General features: G+C 59.0%; 15 protein-coding genes. 5 read left to right on the forward strand and 10 right to left on the reverse strand.

Going from position 1 to position 17,722, the window contains the following annotated elements; translation table 11 throughout:
- Window positions 1-118 precede the first annotated feature (118 nt).
- Window positions 119-2,272 carry a malate synthase G gene (locus tag DI396_RS07685; protein WP_110795609.1) on the forward strand — a complete coding sequence of 718 codons (2,154 nt, stop codon included), beginning with the start codon at window positions 119-121 and terminating at the stop codon, window positions 2,270-2,272.
- Window positions 2,273-2,363: 91 nt separating this feature from the next.
- Here DI396_RS07685 and DI396_RS07690 read toward each other — a convergent pair whose 3' ends face one another.
- From DI396_RS07690 to DI396_RS07705, 4 genes are all read right to left on the reverse strand, one after another.
- Entirely contained in the window at window positions 2,364-3,215 is an 852-nt protein-coding gene (locus DI396_RS07690) for an ABC transporter permease (RefSeq protein WP_110795610.1), read from the reverse strand.
- 7 nt (window positions 3,216-3,222) lie between these two features.
- Window positions 3,223-4,080, reverse strand: coding sequence for an ABC transporter permease (locus DI396_RS07695; protein ID WP_110795611.1), 858 nt, complete (start codon window positions 4,078-4,080; stop codon window positions 3,223-3,225).
- Entirely contained in the window at window positions 4,080-5,192 is a 1,113-nt protein-coding gene (locus DI396_RS07700; protein ID WP_110795612.1) for an ABC transporter ATP-binding protein, read from the reverse strand. The genes DI396_RS07695 and DI396_RS07700 overlap by 1 nt, the downstream gene beginning before the upstream one ends.
- 72 nt (window positions 5,193-5,264) lie before the next feature.
- Window positions 5,265-6,338 carry an extracellular solute-binding protein gene (locus DI396_RS07705; protein ID WP_110795613.1) on the reverse strand — a complete coding sequence of 358 codons (1,074 nt, stop codon included), beginning with the start codon at window positions 6,336-6,338 and terminating at the stop codon, window positions 5,265-5,267.
- 275 nt (window positions 6,339-6,613) lie between these two features.
- Between DI396_RS07705 and DI396_RS07710 the strand changes: the two genes are divergently transcribed.
- The 4 genes from DI396_RS07710 (at window position 6,614) to pseI (ending at window position 11,112) form a co-directional block, all read left to right on the forward strand.
- A complete protein-coding gene (locus DI396_RS07710; protein ID WP_110795614.1) occupies window positions 6,614-7,534 on the forward strand; it encodes a lysophospholipid acyltransferase family protein in 921 nt (306 codons plus the stop codon).
- 157 nt (window positions 7,535-7,691) lie between these two features.
- Complete coding sequence (pseF, locus tag DI396_RS07715; protein WP_110795615.1) at window positions 7,692-8,396, forward strand: pseudaminic acid cytidylyltransferase; 705 nt, start codon at window positions 7,692-7,694, stop codon at window positions 8,394-8,396.
- 3 nt (window positions 8,397-8,399) lie between these two features.
- On the forward strand, window positions 8,400-10,052 hold the full coding sequence (gene pseG / locus DI396_RS07720; protein WP_110795616.1) for a UDP-2,4-diacetamido-2,4,6-trideoxy-beta-L-altropyranose hydrolase: 1,653 nt from the start codon (window positions 8,400-8,402) through the stop codon (window positions 10,050-10,052).
- Between the two features lie 10 nt (window positions 10,053-10,062).
- Window positions 10,063-11,112: a pseudaminic acid synthase gene (gene pseI, locus DI396_RS07725; RefSeq protein ID WP_235851780.1), complete on the forward strand. Its 1,050-nt coding sequence runs from the start codon at window positions 10,063-10,065 to the stop codon at window positions 11,110-11,112.
- Window positions 11,113-11,114: 2 nt separating this feature from the next.
- Here the strand turns inward: pseI and DI396_RS07730 are convergent, their stop codons facing one another.
- The 6 genes from DI396_RS07730 to DI396_RS07755 all read right to left on the reverse strand — a co-directional run bounded on the left by DI396_RS07730 (window position 11,115) and on the right by DI396_RS07755 (window position 17,710).
- Window positions 11,115-12,200, reverse strand: coding sequence for a glycosyltransferase family protein (locus DI396_RS07730; protein WP_110795617.1), 1,086 nt, complete (start codon window positions 12,198-12,200; stop codon window positions 11,115-11,117).
- Window positions 12,193-13,338 (reverse strand): UDP-4-amino-4,6-dideoxy-N-acetyl-beta-L-altrosamine transaminase, encoded by a 1,146-nt coding sequence (gene pseC, locus DI396_RS07735; protein ID WP_110795618.1) that lies wholly within the window; start codon window positions 13,336-13,338, stop codon window positions 12,193-12,195. Before pseC ends, DI396_RS07730 begins: the two co-directional genes overlap by 8 nt.
- Window positions 13,338-14,336, reverse strand: coding sequence for a UDP-N-acetylglucosamine 4,6-dehydratase (inverting) (gene pseB, locus DI396_RS07740; RefSeq protein ID WP_110795619.1), 999 nt, complete (start codon window positions 14,334-14,336; stop codon window positions 13,338-13,340). Before pseB ends, pseC begins: the two co-directional genes overlap by 1 nt.
- Window positions 14,337-14,454: 118 nt before the next feature.
- Window positions 14,455-15,504, reverse strand: a complete 1,050-nt coding sequence (locus DI396_RS07745) for a putative sugar O-methyltransferase (protein WP_110795620.1) — start codon at window positions 15,502-15,504, stop codon at window positions 14,455-14,457.
- A gap of 103 nt (window positions 15,505-15,607) precedes the next feature.
- Window positions 15,608-16,891: a 3-deoxy-D-manno-octulosonic acid transferase gene (locus DI396_RS07750; protein ID WP_235851781.1), complete on the reverse strand. Its 1,284-nt coding sequence runs from the start codon at window positions 16,889-16,891 to the stop codon at window positions 15,608-15,610.
- 129 nt (window positions 16,892-17,020) lie between these two features.
- A complete protein-coding gene (locus tag DI396_RS07755) occupies window positions 17,021-17,710 on the reverse strand; it encodes a tyrosine-protein phosphatase (RefSeq protein WP_110795621.1) in 690 nt (229 codons plus the stop codon).
- Window positions 17,711-17,722 lie beyond the last annotated feature (12 nt).

Below are 17,722 nucleotides of genomic sequence, written 5' to 3' on the forward strand. Positions count from 1 at the left end.
TTTTTCGCGCGGTCTGGCCGCTTAGGGCGCGCGGCTTTCCACATTGTGAAAAACTTATTCCCAAAACGAGAAGTTCTGCAAGTCCTGCCATAGAAACGTGGCAACAAAGGAGATTGCCATGACTGATTACGTTGACCGCCACGGCCTTTCGGTTGCTGCCCCACTTGCGGATCTGATTGAACGCAAGGTGCTCTTGGGGGTGACGCCCGATGCGTTTTGGTCCGGCTATGCCGCGATGCTGCGCGATTTGATGCCCGTGAATGCCGCGCTCTTGGCAAAACGTGAAGAGTTGCAATCGCAGATCGACGCGTGGCATTTGGCGCGTAAGGGGCGCGAAATCGATGCGGAAGACTATCGCGCCTTCCTGACCGAGATCGGATATCTTGAACCCGAGCCCGCGCCCTTCGAAATATCGGTCGAGAATGTCGATGCCGAAATCGCCAGCATCGCAGGCCCGCAATTGGTCGTGCCGGTGATGAATGCGCGGTTCGCGTTGAATGCGGCGAATGCGCGTTGGGGCTCGCTTTATGATGCGCTCTACGGCACCGATGCCATCCCCGGTGCGCCCGAAGGCAAAGGATTTGACGCCGCGCGCGGGGCCAAGGTCATCGCATGGGCACGCGCGCATCTGGACAAGGTCGCGCCTTTGGCCGGCGGGAGTTGGGCCAATGTCGAGGCCATGGTTCCAACCGGCGAGACGGTGTTGATCACCACCGGCGGGTTAGAGACCGGCCTTGCCGATCCGGCGCAATTTGCCGGAACCACGGCGGGCGGCGGTATCATGTTGCGCAAAAACGGATTGTTGATCGAGGTGGTCGTGGACCGCACAAGCCCCATCGGCAAAAACGATCCGGCAGGGATCAGCGATGTCCGCCTCGAAAGCGCAGTGACAGCTATTCAGGATTGCGAGGACAGCGTTGCAGCGGTGGACGCCGAAGACAAATGCGTGGTTTACGACAATTGGCTTGGCCTGATGGACGGCACATTGCGTGACAGCTTCGAGAAGGGCGGGGCAGTTATGACCCGCCGTTTGAACCCCGATGTGATCTATACGGACCCGAATGGTCAAAAGGTCACCCACCCGGGCCGCGCGGTTCTATTGGTGCGCAATGTCGGGCATTTGATGACCACAGATGCGGTGATGATAGACGGCAAGGAGACCCCCGAAGGGATGCTTGACGCCGCCGTCACCGTCGCCGCCGCGATGCATGATCTGGCGCGCAATGATCGCAAAAACTCGCGCGCCGGATCGATCTATGTGGTCAAACCCAAAATGCATGGCCCCGAAGAGGTGGCCTTTGCCGATCGGCTTTATGGCCGTGTTGAACAACTCCTTGGCCTGCCGGCGCATACGGTGAAATTGGGTGTGATGGACGAAGAGCGCCGCACCTCAGCCAACCTTGCCGCCTGTATCAAGGCCGTCAAACACCGCTGTGTTTTTATCAACACCGGTTTTTTGGACCGTACCGGCGACGAGATCCACACCTCGATGCAAGGCGGCGCGGTGATCCCAAAAACCGAGATGCAGGACGCGGTGTGGTTGGATGCCTATGAGGCGGGCAACGTCGATACCGGATTGGCTTGCGGTTTCGCCGGACAGGCACAGATCGGCAAAGGCATGTGGGCGAAACCCGACATGATGGCCGAAATGCTCGAGGTGAAAATCGGCCACCCGAAAGCCGGTGCAAACACCGCGTGGGTGCCCTCGCCCACGGCGGCGACATTGCATGCCACGCATTACCACCAAGTCAATGTCGCCGCCTTGCAGCAGCAGTTCAAAACCCGCGAGAAAGCCTCGAAAGAGGCGCTGTTGACCCTGCCTTTGATGCATGGTCGTAACCTGTCGGATGATGAGGTCACGCATGAATTGGACAATGCATGCCAATCGATCCTCGGCTATGTGGTGCGCTGGGTCGATCAAGGTGTGGGTTGCTCGAAAGTGCCTGATATCAACGATGTCAGTTTGATGGAGGATCGCGCCACCTTGCGGATTTCCTCGCAATATCTGGCCAATTGGATGTTGCACGGGGTGTGTTCGGGCGATGAAATTGATGCTTCTTTGCGCCGAATGGCACCAAAGGTTGATGCGCAAAACGCCGATGATCCGGCCTATATTCCGATGGCTCCGGGCTTTGACGGAATTGCCTTCAAGGCGGCCCGTGATTTGATTTTTAAAGGGATGGCGCAACCCTCCGGCTATACAGAACCGCTTCTGCACGCGGCGCGGCGTGCGGCCAAAGCCCGCGCAGGCCAATATCGGGATGGCCGGTGAAGCAAGAGCCAGTACAAGAGACCGATTACAGGATCGGAGGGGCGCATGCAGGCCGGCCTTAGCCCCTCCCGCTGTTGGTGACTTCCAGGGATTATTTCTTGCGTTGAAACGCGATCATCGCCAGCGCCAACAGGCTTGATCCCAACATCAGCAACAGCGACACCGCATTGAGCAAAGGCGTTGATCCCTCTTTGAGGCGATCAAACATCGCAACGGTCAATGGCGCATCCGATCCGACCAACATCAGCGTGGTGTTGAAATTCTCGAAGCTCATCAAAAACGCCACAACCACGGCGCCGATCACCGCTGGCATCAAATAGGGCAGGGTGATCGTGCGCACCGCCGTGAGCCGCCCCGCCCCAAGGTTCAACGCGGCCTCTTCCAAGGTCCGGTCGAATTTTTGCAACCGCGCCGAAATCACCAATGTGGCGATGGTGGTGATGAAGGAAAACTGCCCCAAGATCACCAGAACCAACCCCGGACGCAGCGCCTCGATATCGATCTGCGCCGCATCCCATGCCGCATTCGCCACCGTCGATGAAAACACCAAAATCGAGATGCCCAAAACGATGCCGGGGATCACCAGTGGCAAAAGCATCAACACATACAGCACGCCCTTGCCGCGAAAATCATAGCGGTTGAACAAAAACGCATTGGACAGGCCGACGGCGACCGACAGGATAGACACCATCAATGCAATGAAGGCCGATGTGCCGATAGCGCGCAAAATCGGGCGCTCGTGGAATACGCCAATTTTCGGGCGCGTGTCGCCAAAGAACCAATCCCATGTGAAACCCTCCCAAGGCAGGGAGGGGAATTGGCTGTCGTTAAAGGCAAAACCGGCAACGACGCTGAGCGGCAGCGCCAGATAAAGGAAAAACAGCGCGATATAAGCGCCATAGAGGGCGCGCAGGGATCGAGATTGCGGAATGGACGGAATCATAGAACCTTCACCCCATTGTCTTCTCTAAGGTCTGGCCGGTCAGTTTGAGCATGCCCCAAACGATTATGGATGACAGGAACAGCAGCATAAATCCAAAGGCCGCGCCCAATTCCCAATTGAACCGCACGATAAATTGCGAATAGATCAGTTCGGTGAACCAAAGGCTGTCTTTGCCGCCCAACATTGTGGGCGTCAGGTAATTGCCAAGCGACAGCATGAAAACCACGATTGACCCCGACACGATGCCCGGCGCGGCATGGGGGATGACGATTTCGCGCGTCACGCTCCATGCGTTGCCGCCCAAATCATACCCCGCCTCGATCACCGCATCATCAAGGCTTTCGAGGGTGGTCACCAAGGGCACCACCATGAACAGCATCGAGGTGTAAACCAACCCGATCATGATCGCCGCATCGTTATACAGCATCTCGACCGGTTGATCGGCCAATCCCGCCCATTGCAAAAGGTTCGACACGATGCCGGTTTCGCGCAACAGGATCATCCACCCGAATGTGCGCACCAATTCCGAGACATAGAACGGGATCAGGCACATTAAGAACAGCGTCGACTGGAGCCGCCCTTTGGCGATTTTGGCGATGTAGTAGGACACCGGAAAGGCGATCAGCAAAGTGATCACCGTGGCGACCACCGACATCACTGCCGTGCGCAAAAACGTCCACAGATAGAGCGGCTCGGTCAGGAATGTGTGATAGTTGGCAAGGCTTGTGTCGTATTGTCCGACCCCCACCCGTTCGCGCAGCGAGACCAAAAACATATCCACATGCGGGATGAAAATCAGCAGCGTCAGCCACAACACCAAAGGCGTCAGCAGCAAGATAAACCCAAGGCGCGTGCCGTCCCGCATTAGGCCTCTCCCGCCGCAAAGCAATTGGCCTGTGCGGCTTGCCATCCCAGATGCACGCCGTCACCTTTGGACAGACTGGCAAAGGCCCCCGATTGCGGCAGGGTGACCTCGATATCCGCGCCGGTCTGCGCCTCGCGCACGATGATCCGGCTGGCCGCGCCATTAAACAGCAGGCTGGTGACCACACCCGACAGGACATTTTGCGCACCGCCAAGTCCATCCGTATCGGCGGCAAGGTTGATGGCTTCGGGGCGCAAGAACATGTCGGCCTGTTGCCCGATGGCAGGGGCGGTGCCGGTCATCGTGCCGCGCAGGGTCAATCCCTCGGGCGTTTGCATTTCGATCTCGCCGCTCTGGATGCGGGTGATCGCGCCGCGCCATCGGTTTGCCTCGCCAACAAATCCGGCCACAAAAGCCGTGTCAGGGCGGTAATAGAGATCGCGCGCGGTGCCGACTTGTTCGAACACGCCTTGGTTCATTACTGCGATTTGGTCGGACATCACCAAGGCCTCGGATTGGTCATGGGTGATGTAAACAAATGTGGTATCAAAGGCGGCCTGTAACGCTTTCAACTCGACTTTCATATGTTCGCGCAACTTGAGATCGAGCGCGCCAAGCGGTTCATCCAAAAGCAAAACATCCGGCTCCAGAACCATACAGCGGGCAATCGCCACACGCTGCTTTTGTCCGCCGGACAATTCGTCCACCTTGCGCGTGCCGATGTCGGGCAATCCGATCCGCTCCAACGCGTCGCCGACTTTGGTGGTGATTTCGGATTTTCCCATCCCGCGCCGGCGCAACCCATAGCCGATGTTTTCGGCGATATTCATCATCGGGAACAAAGCCAGATGTTGGAACACCATATTCACGGGGCGTTTGTTGGGCGGGACGTTTAAAACCGACCGGCCTTTGATCGAAATGTCGCCGCTCGTCGGCTCCAAGAACCCCGCAATCATCCGCATGATTGTGGTCTTGCCGCATCCGGACGGGCCGAGGATCGAAAAGAACGATCCCGCAGGCACGGTGAAAGACACGTTGTCCACCGCCCTCACATCACCAAAGCGTTTGGTTAAATCGGTGCAGGTCAGGTCGGGCGTAGCATCAAGGGTCATGAGAGGTCCGGTCGTCAAATGGGATGCGGCACCCGCAGGGATGCGGATGCCGCTTTGGGTCTGTTGGGCGGTTTACTTCGCGGCTTTCACACGGTCCAAAACGCCGCCTTCGATCGCTTCAAGTCCCGCAGGCACAGGCGGATACCAATTGATCTTATCCACGGCTTCTGGCGGAAAGGACGCCTGATAGCGGGCTTTAAGATCGGCAGAGACAAAGGCATCCGCGCCTTTGGAGGCGGTGAAATTGCCGGCGGCATTGGTGATCATCGCCGCGATCTCGGGCTTCATCACGAAATTGATCCACGCATAGGCGGCATCATCGGATTTGCCTTTGGCGGGCAACACGAATGTGTCGATCCATCCAAGCGCACCGGAGGCAGGGGCCACAAAGGTGATGTCGGCATTGTCGGCGTTCAATTTCCAACCGCCGGTGTCCCACGCCATCGATGCCACAACTTCGCCGGACCGCATCAGACCCATCAATTCGTCGCCGCCACCCCAATAGGTTTTGACGCCGGGTTTGCAGTCGGTCAACTTGGCTTCGACCTTACCCATGATCTCTTTGTATGCGGCTTCGTCGCCATAGGCGGCAAAGGGATCAAGACCCATCGAAAAGGCAAAACCGATCAAGGTCGGGCGTTTGAGGCGGTAGGACACTTTGCCCGCGACATCGGCATTGCACAGGTCGGTGTAATCCTTGACGCTGCCCGCATTGGCCGTGTCGGTTACCAATCCCGAGGTGCCCCAAACATGCGGGACGCCATAAACCGCGCCATCCACGGTGGTGTTGGCGATGGTCGCACTCAGCATCGAGCCGATGAATTGCGTTTGGTCCAGTTTGCTGAGGTCCATCGGTTTGTAGATGCCGAACTCTGCTTGCGGGCCTGCGATGCGGTCTTGGCTCGGCTGGGCAAGGTCAAAACCGCCGCCGCCGGTCGCACGCAACTTGGCGATCATTTCTTCATTGTTGGATTTTGTCACCTCAACGGTGTGGCCGGTTTCGGCCTCGAACAGTTCGACGACCTCTTCGGGCGCATATCCGCCCCATGTCAGCAACCGCAATGTGTCGGCAGAGGCGGTTTGCGCCAGCCCGGCAAACACCAAAGCCATGGCCGTGGTGGCGTGTTTCATCTGTGTCGGGATCATTTTTGAGAGTCCTTCCTCTAAGGTCTGAGCGAGATCTTTGCAGGTATGGTTAACTTTGATGACACAACCATGAAGGATTTTCCCGGCTGGTCAAATTATTTCGGAAATTATTTCGCTGTAGCAAAACACACAAGCGTCGATCCGGCCGTGCGCCGGGGGTTTGCTTGATCTTACGGCACAGGTGTCCATATTTCCCCTTGGGTCGCGGCAGATTTGACGCCATATATGGCCGGTACTCTGGCGGTATATCCGTCGCAACGCAGGCCAAATACCCGATGACCAAGAACAGCGACGATCGCGCAACGCCCTCTGTCAAGCAGCGTCTGTCTGTGTGGGGTGAGACCGCCGTTGGTGTCGTGCTCATCGGGGTGCTGGAATTGATCCGGTTGCTGCCCTATCGGTGGCGCATCCCGTTTGGCGGTTGGTTTTTTGCGCGGGTTTTCGCGCCCTTGGCCGGATATCGCAAGCGGATCGAAAACAACCTGCGTCTGACTGGCATCGATCTGCCATCGGAGGACATCGCGCGATTGGTCCGTGCCGTGCCTGACAATATGGGCCGTGCGGTGCTTGAAATGTTCTCTCCGCGCGAGTTGCATAAGGTGGCTTTGCAAACGCCGTTTTCCGGACCGGGGGTGGACGCGGTAGAGCAAGCCCGGGCCAAGGGACAGCCGGTCATTTTTGTTTCTGGTCATTTTGGCAATTACGATGTGATCCGCACCGGATTTGCGGCGCGGGGCTTTCCGCTTGGGGGGCTGTACCGCCGGATGAACAATCGCGTGTTCAATGAGCGCTACGTTGCTGCGATTTCCACCGCAGGCAGCCCATTGTTCGAACGTGGCCGCCGGGGCATGACGCAGATGATCAAACACCTCAAAGACGGCGGATCTTTGGCGCTTTTGATTGATCAACATATGGGGGCGGGTGCGCCGCTCAGCTTCTTTGGTCAAACCGCCTATACCGCAGTGTCGGCGGCGCAAATGGCGTTGAAATATGATGCTTTGGTGATCCCCTGCTATGCCATTCGCCAAGCCGACGGGATGAGCTTCAAGGTCGAACTCGAAGCCCCGATTGCCCATACAACCGCCGAAGATATGACACAGGCGCTCAATGACAGTCTCGAACGCCGTGTGCGTGAGAACATGGGGCAATGGCTGTGGATGCATCGCCGTTGGAAGGGGGCGAAGCAACCAAAGTAGGGCGCGGCCCTTTGGGTTGTGTGTTGCTCCTGTCCGGAGGGCTGATAAACTTGGCCCAAGGCAGAGCCGTGCCAAAGCGCGCCTTCGGATGATAGGGTAAAGAGAGATCAGTCCATGAACCAATATTTCTTGATCGATATGCTGCGAGCGGCATCTGATGACTGAAGCCTTATCGCCACCTGCGGTTGCCATTCTTCCTGCGCGCGGCGGGTCAAAACGTATCCCTCATAAAAACCATCGTCTTTTTGCGGGGCGTCCGGCGATGGGGTGGCCCGTGGCCGCCGCCCAAGACAGCGGCCTGTTTGCGCGGATCGTCGTCACCACAGATGACGCCGAGATTGCCGAAACTGCGCAAGCCTTGGGGGCCGAGGTGCCCTTTATGCGCGATGCGGATTTGGCCGATGATTTTACCGGCACCACTGAGGTGATCCGCGATGCGGTGAACCGGTTGGACCTCGCGCCGGATGTGCCGGTGTGTTGCCTCTACCCGACCGCGTTTTTCGTCACCGCGCAGGATTTGCGCGAGGGGATCGATTTGATGCAGGGCGGCGCACGCTGGGTTCTGGCGCTGGGCGAATATCGCACGCCGATCCAACGGGCCTATCGCCGCACGGGGCAGGGCGCGGATGTTGTTGCTATCGATGCCGATATGATGCCGAAACGCTCGCAGGACCTCGAAACCGCATTTTTTGACAGCGGGCAGTTTTATTGGGGCAGCGCAGCAACGTGGCGCGACGACCAAGCGCGGATTTGGGACGGTGCGGCGGGGGTTGTTTTGCCGGCGGATCGCTGCGTCGATATTGATACGATGGCCGATTGGGATTTCGCCGAGAAGCTTTTCGCCCTGCGCGGGCGGAATTGAGCCATGCGATTGCTGATCCGCGCTGATGGTGACGCGCGCATAGGCGGCGGTCATGTCATGCGCTGCCTGTCGTTGGCCGATGCGGCGCAGGCGGCGGGGCATCATGTGCATTTCGTGATGATCGCGGCAGATGGCGGGATGGCCGATTGGGTGCGCGCGGCGGGGTATGGGGTAACCTTGATGCCTGCGGCCTCCGGCCGTGACGGTGTGCAGGGGGCAAATCGCGCCGGTCCCGCAGACGCGGTAATCCCCATGGGCGATGGGCCTGAGGGGTACACCGATTGGCTTCGTCAACCGATGGCCCGGGACGCGGCGCGCACCGCTGAAGTGGCACAGACCATGCGCGCGGATTGGGTGATCCTGGATCACTACGGTGTTGACCGTAGATGGGTTGCGACTTTGCGGGAGGCGTTACGACCCGGCGGTGCGGATGTGAAGCTGATGGTCTTTGATGATCTTGATGATCGCGATTGGGCGGCGGATATGGTCCTTGACCAGACACGTCTTGGGCGCGCTCCGCGCCGACAATCCGCCTTGGCGCGGCTGAGCGGTCCGCAGTTTGCATTGCTACGTCCCGAATTTGCCAAAGCCCGCCCCGCCGCGCTGGCACGGCGGGGCGGCACCCCGCGCCGCGTCATGATCGCCCCCGGTATGATGGACGCCGCAGGGCTTGCGCCTTTGGCTGTCGCGGCCATCACCGCCTACAATGCGCAAAAACCACGGGCCGATGCGCTGGTTGCCGAGGTGGTGATGGGATCGGCCAGCCAGAGCCGCCCCGAGGTCGAGGCCTACGCTGCGAAGGAGCCGGCGATCACCGTGACGTTGGATGCCACTGATATGGCCGCGCGCATGACGGCGGCGGACCTGTGTATCGGGGCCGGTGGAACCACAAGTTGGGAACGCTGCTGTTTGGGGCTGCCAACCCTGTCGGTGTCTGTCTCCGCAAATCAAGAACCGGGCGTGGCCGCTTTGGCGCAAGCCGGGGCCAGCGTAACGCTGTCGCTTGCACAGGCGCGGGATCAAAGGCGTTTGATCGCGGCGTTGCAAGAGGTCATAGCATCGGCCCCGATGCTTGCACGCCGCGCGGCCGAGATTTGCGATGGCACCGGCGCGGCGCGGGTGGTGTCGGCGCTGGATAGGGTGCTGCGTCCCCTGCGCGAAGAGGATGCCGCGCGCCTTTTTGAATGGCGTAACCAACCACATATCCGGGCCGCCAGCCTGACGTCCGATCCGTTGGTTTGGGAGGATCATCAGGCATGGGTGCGGCGCGCGGTGCAACGCGACGATGGGGTGTTTTGTATTTATGGCGAAGGCGGGCGCGATTTGGGCGCGGTCTCTGCGATTTGCACAGGAGCAGGGGTCTGGCGGTGGAGTTTCTACATCGGGGCGCCGGAGTCCCCCAAAGGCGCAGGACGGCGCATGTTGGCGGCCTTCTTGCGCGAAATGGCTTTGCGCGAGGATGTCAACGAGATCGAAGCCGAGGTCTTGCCCGAGAATGCCGCCTCGATCCACTTGCACCGCGCACTTGGATTTGCCACCGCGCCGCTGCCGGAAAACAGCCCCGCGCTTGCTTTTCGCCTGTCCACATGGGATGTGCGGGAGAGGTTGGCGCTGCCCCATGATGCGCCGCCGCCCCCGATCGGGCCGCAACCATGAGGACATGACCGTGAGCGCAGACTTTCACATCGCCGGACGCCCCATCGGGGCCGATCATTCGCCCTATATCATTGCGGAATTGTCCGGCAACCATAACGGCGATCTGGATCGCGCTCTGGCCTTGGTCGATGCCGCCGCCAGCACCGGTGCGGATGCAGTAAAATTGCAAACCTACACCGCCGATACGATCACCATCGACGCTGATGCGCCGGAGTTTCGTATTTCCGGCGGGCTGTGGGACGGGCGTAGCCTTTATGAGTTATACCAAGAGGCCAGCACCCCATGGGATTGGCACGCGGCATTGTTCAAGCGCGCGGAAGAGCATGGATTGCATTGTTTTTCTTCGCCTTTCGATCACACGGCAGTGGATTTTCTAGAAGGGTTAAACGCGCCTGCCTATAAAATCGCCTCTTTCGAATTGGTCGACACGCCACTGATCCGTAAGGCGGCGGGCACGGGAAAGCCGCTGATTATGTCCACGGGCATCGCCAATTATGCCGAGATCGAAGAGGCGCTCAAAGCGGCCCGCGCGGGCGGGGCGGAATGCGTGGCGCTTTTGCATTGCATCTCGGCCTATCCGGCCAAGCCCGAAGAAATGCGCTTGCAGACCATTGAAGCTTTGGCTGCGGCATTTGGCGTCACGGTCGGTCTGTCCGATCATACGCTGGGCTCTGCGGTGACCGTGGCCAGCATTGCACGCGGCGCGACAATCATCGAGAAACACCTGACTTTGGCGCGTTCGGACGGCGGGCCGGATGCGGATTTCTCGCTGGAGCCGCAGGAGTTCAAGCAATTGGTTGATGATGCCCGGATGGCCCACGCGGCGATGGGCGCACCGCGCTATGATCGTGCCGGTGTCGGCGGAAGCAACGCGCAATTCCGCCGCTCGCTTTATGTGGTGGATGATGTGGCGGCGGGCGCGGAATTGACACCGGAGAATGTCCGCTCGATCCGTCCAGGGCACGGGCTGGCGCCGAAACACTATGATACCGTGCTGGGCCGCACGGCCGGGCGGGATCTGAAGCGCGGGGAAGCGCTGACATGGGATATGTTGGGCTGAACCTAGTGGCCTAAAACCTGCTGCTCGATGATTTCGGCGGCGCGCGTCAGATTGCTGTCAAAATCGCCAAACCGTGTGCGCACATCGTCCATCACCGGATCGGGTTTTCCCATAGAGGCGATGAAGGCCTCCATGCTGGCCAGATCGCTGATCTGCGGCAATTCGGCAAAGACATCGACATCTTCGGCAAAGACCGCCGCCGGTTTTCCCGAGTAAATGCAATCGAGCACCGTGGTTGACGTGGGCGAGACCATGCCGTCGCAAAGATCAATGGCATCATGGATCGTCGCCTTGGCCAGAGGGCCGGAATAGTAGTGTGAAAACATTACGTTGGAATGTTTTGCGGCTAAGGCATTGTCCAAAGAACGGTGGTTTTTACGCACCTTCCCGCGGTGCGAACGGATGATGATCCCAAGGTCCGGATGACGGGTCAAAACCGCATCCATCAGGTCATAGAAATGTTGGATATGATCCGCGCTATAGCGCCCGCCGCCCCAGCGAAAGGATTGGCAAACCAGCAAGCGGCGCGGATGCCGTGCGACCCAATCGTTTAACTCCGGCCCCCAGGTGTTGGGCGGTAGGATATTTTGTTTGGTAAAGCCGCAGATCTCGATTTTTTCGGGGACATCGGGAGTGAACAGTTCGCGATTTTTGCCCAAGGGTTCCCAAAACAGAAGCTTTTGCGAATAGTAATTTTGCGGGCGATCCACCAACGGTGCGTTGACGCCCAGCTGATAAGCGCCGTGTTGCAAGTAGATGCATTGCTGGCCGATTTTAAGGATGTAAGTGCCGCGTTGTTTGCGCGTGGTCGTGTCCCAATAGGGGTCCGCGATGGTCAATACCGCGCCAGCCCGGCGAATGTCGCGTTGATACAGCAATTTCATCCGCAGTTTTGAGGCGGGTTCGGGCATGAACCCTTGGGCTTCGAAGGCCTCGGTCAACCGCTGTTCCTTGCGCAGGAGCTTGGAATATACCAAGGCTTTGACCTTGAGCCGCCCCCGCGCATGCACCCGCGCCAACACCGGATAGGTGCTTTCGACATCCGGCATTCCGTTGAGATAGGCCAAAAGGGTCGGGGTCTCAGCCATCAAGTGCGGCCTTCAAAACCGATTTGACACTGTCCTGATCAGCCTCGGTGAGACCGGCGTAGAGCGGGATGCTGATTGCGTGGTGGTAGTAGTGTTCGGCATTGGGGAAATCGCCCCGTTTGAAACCAAGGTCGCGGTAATACGGCTGCGTATGGACCGGGATGTAATGCACGTTCACGCCGATGCCATTGTTGCGCAGATGGGCAAAGACCTCGACGCGGTCTTCAACCTGAATAGGGTAGAGGTGATAGGCCGAATAGCTTTCTCTGCTTTGCGCAGGCAGGGTGATGGGAAGGTCGCAAAGTAGCGCATCATAACGCGCGGCCAATGCGTTGCGACGTGCGACAAAGGCGTCCAGACGGCGGGTTTGGCTGACACCCAAAGCGGCCTGCATTTCGGTCATGCGATAATTATATCCAAGCGCGACCTGCTCGTAATACCACCCGCCTTGATCCTCTGCGTCGACCATCAAATCCGGCGCGCGGGTGACGCCATGCGAGCGGAACAAATCCATCCGCTGCGCCAATGCGGCGTCTTGTGTGGTGGCCAACCCGCCTTCGGCGGTGGTTATGATTTTTACCGGATGAAAGGAGAACACACAGATGTCGGAATGGGCACAATTGCCTACGGGTGCGCCTTGATAGGTGGCGCCGATTGCATGCGAGGCGTCCTCGATGACATGCACGCCATAGCGTTTGGCCAAAGCACCAATCGCCGCCATGTCACAGCTTTGGCCCGCAAAATGTACCGGGATGATGACCTTGGGCAAGGTGCCGGAGATCTCCGCCGCGGCGAGTTTTTCCGCCAAAGCTTCGGGGCACATGAGGTAGGTATCGGGCGTGATGTCCACGAAATCGACCGTGGCACCGCAATACAGCCCCACATTGGCCGAGGCGACAAAGGTGTTCGGAACAGTCCAAAGGCGGTCGCCCTTACCAAGCCCGAGGGCAAGGCAGGCGATATGCAACGCCGAGGTCGCCGAATTGACCGCGACCGCATGGTCCGCGCCGCAATGCGTGGCAATCGCGGCTTCGAATTGTGGCACCGCAGGCCCTTGCGTCAGGAAATCAGAGCGCAGCACCGCCACAACGGCGGCGATATCCTCTTCGGAAATATCCTGCCGACCGTAGGGGATCATCAGAACTTACCGATCTTTTCGCGATTGGCCTCGACCCAGGCCGACAATTCCTCGGGCTTCATCCATTCGGCATTATTGTCCGAGGCATAAGTGAAATCTTCGGCCACCTGTTTGCCGTCCTTGATCCGAACGGGGTCTTTTGACCAATTGTGGATCGCGGGGATGATTTTGAAGTAATCGTCGTATTCATAGGTGTGTGGTGCGTCCTCGGGACCGATCATTTGCTCGTGCAACTTCTCGCCGGGACGGATGCCGATGACTTTTTGTGCGGCGCCGGGTTTGACGGCCTTGGCGATGTCGGTGATGACCATCGACGGGATCTTGCGCACATAGATTTCGCCGCCCACCATATCGTCAAACGCGTGCCAGACCAAATCGACACCTTGCTCCAATGTGATCATGAAACGGGTCATGCGCGGATCGGTGATCGGCACTTCGCTGCCGTCCGGCAGGGTCAGGAAAAACGGAATGACCGAGCCGCGCGAGCCCATGACATTGCCGTATCGGACCACCGAAAACCGGCATTTATCCGCCCCCGAATAGCTGTTGCCCGAAACGAATAATTTGTCGGACGCCAGTTTCGTGGCGCCATAAAGATTTACGGGGCTCGATGCCTTGTCAGTCGAAAGCGCGACACAGCGTTTCACACCTTTGTCGATGCAGGCATCAATCACGTTCATCGCGCCGTTGATGTTGGTTTTGACGCATTCAAACGGATTATATTCTGCCGTTGGTACGATTTTCGTCGCGGCCGCATGAACGACGTAATCCACACCGTCCAAAGCCCGATAAAGCCGCTCGCGGTCGCGCACATCGCCGATGAAAAACCGGATGCGCGGATCGTCGCCATAGGCCTTGGCCATTTCCCATTGTTTCATTTCGTCGCGCGAATAAATGATGATCCGGCGCGGGTTATATTTTTCGAGCGTCATAGGCACGAAACGCGATCCGAACGAACCTGTGCCGCCCGTGAGAAGAATTGTTGATCCGGTCAGCACTGGCCTTGCCCCTAATTGCTATTTGGTTTGTCGCTCAGGGCGCGTGCCCCGTGTGTTCAGGTAGGTTTTACGCGCGCCTGCCGTGGTTGTAAATCATCGCGCCGCGCGATGTGGGCCGTTAAGCGACCTGCCGTCCAAGCACCAAGACTTGCGAGACATAGCTGCCCGTGTCGTTCATTTCTCCGTAAACGAAGGCATCGGCGGCCAGAGTCTCGAAGCCATGGAATTGGTCTGCGATAAATCCGGTTGTGACCTGTTCGAAAACTCCGATATCGCCGGCCTTTTGTGCGATTTTCTTGCCCACTGCGGTGTTGCGCGTAAGCACATGCGCCGCCGTAAGAGGCGCCACCAAAGAGATGTAATTGGCCACCACATCGGGTTCCATCTCTTGAAACGACATGAAATTGGCAAAAAGATCGAATGCGCCTTTGAGCTTTGGCAATTGCCAAGGGCAGAGCACCACGGCCTTGTAGCGCCCTTTGAGGGCCTCAAGGTCGATCTCTTCCATCTCCCGGCTGTCGGTGTAGGTCAAAACCTGATCCGCGCCGAATACCTGTTGCAAGTAATAGGTCGACACCGCCGCTACCGGCGGGATGTCGACGTTGACATAGATGCTGTCTTCCGGCCGCGCCTTGAGCAATATCTCGCCCAAGGTGCCATACCCGCCGCCAATTTCCAGAACCGAGCGGATGCCCGAAGTGTCTACCGTCTTTTTTAACAGGTTCAGCGCGCGCATGTAGTTGAGCATCGACCGGCTGTAGCTTTTGCCGTCAAATTCGAACCGCTCGCCGCCGCCGGCATCGCTTTCGCTGACACTGTCGATATCGAGCCCACCCGCGACAGAGGTGGCGCGCAATATCCGATAGTCGAGCCGTGCACGGTCCGAGCGCGTCAAACGCACCATTGCCTTGGCGCGTTTGCGCGGGCGCATCCGGTCTACCACGGGCAACAGGTATTTGCCGTATTTACGCAGAGTGTTCGACGCATAGACCGGCACATAGAAAAACGCCGCAGAGGGATGGGTGCGGAAATTTTCCATCCCCTCGGCTTCGATGTCTTTGACGATACTTTCCAGGCCGCTGTTCCAGAAATTTGTAGGCTTATAAAGGTCGGGCGCGGCCTCCATATCCGTTAGCATATGGTTCAAACCGCCATCAGTCGTGGTCATGGATTACCCTGCCTTTGTTCGTTGCTGTCATATTGGGGTAAATGCCTGCACGGTCAACCGGAGACAACGGGCGTCAGCGCAGGGCAGCCGTGGCGCGCGCCGTTCAATCCGCCGGCAATTGATCAAGGATCGCCGCAAGGCAGGCGTCGGTCGCAGCTGTGCCGGAGCCAAGCACCTGTGCCGCTGCGGCCTGTTGCCCGGTGCGGGCCGTCTCGTCGCGCAGCGCGCTAATGGCTTTGGCAATCTGATCCGCCGAGCGCGCGCGCGCTACGGCACCCGCCGCATCCAGACGCGCGTAAATCTCGGCGAAGTTGCCCACATGGGGGCCGGTGATCAGCGCCGCACCAAGTCGGAGTGGCTCATAGGGGTTGTGCCCGCCGATTTCGGTCAAGGATCCGCCGATAAACGCGATCGGTGCAAGGCGATACCATAGGCCCATTTCGCCCAGTGTATCGGCCAAATAGACTTGCGTTTGTGCATCTGGGAGTTCCCCTGCGCTGCGTCTGGCGGTGGCGAGCCCTTGCGCGTGCAGTATCGCGCTGATCTCATCGGCGCGCTCGGGATGACGCGGCGCGAGGATCATCAACATGTCTGGCGCTGCGTTCAAAATGATCTTCTGGGCTGCGATCAAGGGCATCTCTTCGCCCTCATGGGTTGAGGCCGCGAGCCAGACCGGCCGGGGACCAATGGCCTTGCGCAGGGCCGCAAGCGCCTCTGCCTCCGCATCGGGGGGAGGCAATTCCTCTTTGAGCGATCCGGTGACGGTGATCCTTGCACCCGCCACACCAATGGCGCGCATGGCCTCGGCGGTGTCACCGGTTTGGGTATAGATATGGGCAAAAGGCGATAACAGCGCCGCCGCCGTGCGCGGCATTTTGTGCCACATCCCGGCGGTTTTTTGCGACACCCGCGCATTGATCAAAAGGGCCGGAACACCGCGCGCTTCCACTTCGCAAAGTAGCCGCGGCCAAAGCTCGCTTTCGGTGAATACCGCCACATCGGGCCGCCAATGATCCAGGAACGCCCGCGTTGCGGCGGGGGTATCGACGGGCGAATATTGATGTCGTGCGCGCGGCGGCAAATCGCGTTGCAGCAATGCGGCGGAGCTGCGGGTGGTGGTGGTTACCAGAACCTCGATGTCCGGCGCCGCGCCAAGCAAACGCCGGATCAACTCCAATATGGATTGGCTTTCGCCGACGCTGGCCGCATGGAACCAGACAAGCCGCCCCGCAGGGCGCGGCGCGTTGGTGCGGCCATAGCGCTCGCCAATCCGCGCGGGATCTTCTTTGCCGGCCGTGATCCGGCGACGGTGCACCATCTGGTAAGCCCCGCCCGCGATCCGCGACAGGCCAAGATAGAGGCGAAGAAGAGGGGGCAGGGGCGTCATGATGTCCGGCGTGTATGGGTCGAGTTGAGATGCGGGCAGAATACGCGCCGCAGGCCGCAACGCCCCCTTCGCCTATGCTGCGCAGCGAGGAGCGTCAAGTTGGCCGCTTTGGCCGCACGGGCGGCGCGGTTACGAGCGGTTCCACAATGGTTTGAAGCTGGCGCGCACGGCGGCTTGGTCGTAGTGATCGGCAAACCAATCGCGAATGCCCATCGGGCCAAGACGGGCCATGTCGGCCTCGTAACAATCCAGAATATGATCGAGCACACCGGTTTTCGTTGATTTCAAATGCAAAAATCGCAAGCTGAGTTGCTTGCGCGCTACGTCGAGCGGGGCGTTTTCCACGTGAAGCAAATAGAGTGCGGCGACCAATCCGGCGCGATCTGCCCCCGATTTACAATGGAACAGGAACGGTTTTTCAAGCCGGTCCAACAGGTCGATGACCTCCAGATAATTTTCCTTGGGCAGGGCCGCGCGGGCCGCCAATGCAATGCTGACCAATTCGATCCCATGCGCCGCGCAGGTTTCTTCTTCGAGAAGATAGTGGCTGACTTTGGGCGTGCCGCGCAGGTTCAAAATGGTTTTGATCCCCATTTTCGCATAACGTTCGATGCGCGCGGGTGAGGGTTGGTTCGACCGCCAGACGCCCGGTGCGATCTGTTCCAGATTGGTCCACAGACCGCGCAAAATCGCGTGGTCGAACAAATGGAAATGCCATAATGCTGCCCTGCGGTTCTCGGGCGTGGAAATGTCGTTGCCAAAGCTGCCACGCCGCCCGCGTTCGAGGTCGTTGAAGGCAGCGGCGAGTTTCTTTAACATGGCGTAATCCAA

The sequence above is a fragment of the Litorivita pollutaquae genome, from assembly GCF_003205515.1.
GTDB classification, from domain to species: domain Bacteria; phylum Pseudomonadota; class Alphaproteobacteria; order Rhodobacterales; family Rhodobacteraceae; genus Litorivita; species Litorivita pollutaquae.

What these genes read in the sequence shown, in the direction of transcription:
- DI396_RS07685 (WP_110795609.1), top strand. Translation starts at nt 119, where the DNA reads ATGACTGATTACGTTGACCGCCACGGCCTTTCGGTTGCTGCCCCACTT.
- DI396_RS07690 (WP_110795610.1), bottom strand. Translation starts at nt 3,215, where the DNA reads ATGATTCCGTCCATTCCGCAATCTCGATCCCTGCGCGCCCTCTATGGC.
- DI396_RS07695 (WP_110795611.1), bottom strand. Translation starts at nt 4,080, where the DNA reads ATGCGGGACGGCACGCGCCTTGGGTTTATCTTGCTGCTGACGCCTTTG.
- DI396_RS07700 (WP_110795612.1), bottom strand. Translation starts at nt 5,192, where the DNA reads ATGACCCTTGATGCTACGCCCGACCTGACCTGCACCGATTTAACCAAA.
- DI396_RS07705 (WP_110795613.1), bottom strand. Translation starts at nt 6,338, where the DNA reads ATGATCCCGACACAGATGAAACACGCCACCACGGCCATGGCTTTGGTG.
- DI396_RS07710 (WP_110795614.1), top strand. Translation starts at nt 6,614, where the DNA reads ATGACCAAGAACAGCGACGATCGCGCAACGCCCTCTGTCAAGCAGCGT.
- pseF (WP_110795615.1), top strand. Translation starts at nt 7,692, where the DNA reads ATGACTGAAGCCTTATCGCCACCTGCGGTTGCCATTCTTCCTGCGCGC.
- pseG (WP_110795616.1), top strand. Translation starts at nt 8,400, where the DNA reads ATGCGATTGCTGATCCGCGCTGATGGTGACGCGCGCATAGGCGGCGGT.
- DI396_RS07730 (WP_110795617.1), bottom strand. Translation starts at nt 12,200, where the DNA reads ATGGCTGAGACCCCGACCCTTTTGGCCTATCTCAACGGAATGCCGGAT.
- pseC (WP_110795618.1), bottom strand. Translation starts at nt 13,338, where the DNA reads ATGATCCCCTACGGTCGGCAGGATATTTCCGAAGAGGATATCGCCGCC.
- DI396_RS07745 (WP_110795620.1), bottom strand. Translation starts at nt 15,504, where the DNA reads ATGACCACGACTGATGGCGGTTTGAACCATATGCTAACGGATATGGAG.
- DI396_RS07750 (WP_235851781.1), bottom strand. Translation starts at nt 16,891, where the DNA reads ATGACGCCCCTGCCCCCTCTTCTTCGCCTCTATCTTGGCCTGTCGCGG.
- DI396_RS07755 (WP_110795621.1), bottom strand. Translation starts at nt 17,710, where the DNA reads ATGTTAAAGAAACTCGCCGCTGCCTTCAACGACCTCGAACGCGGGCGG.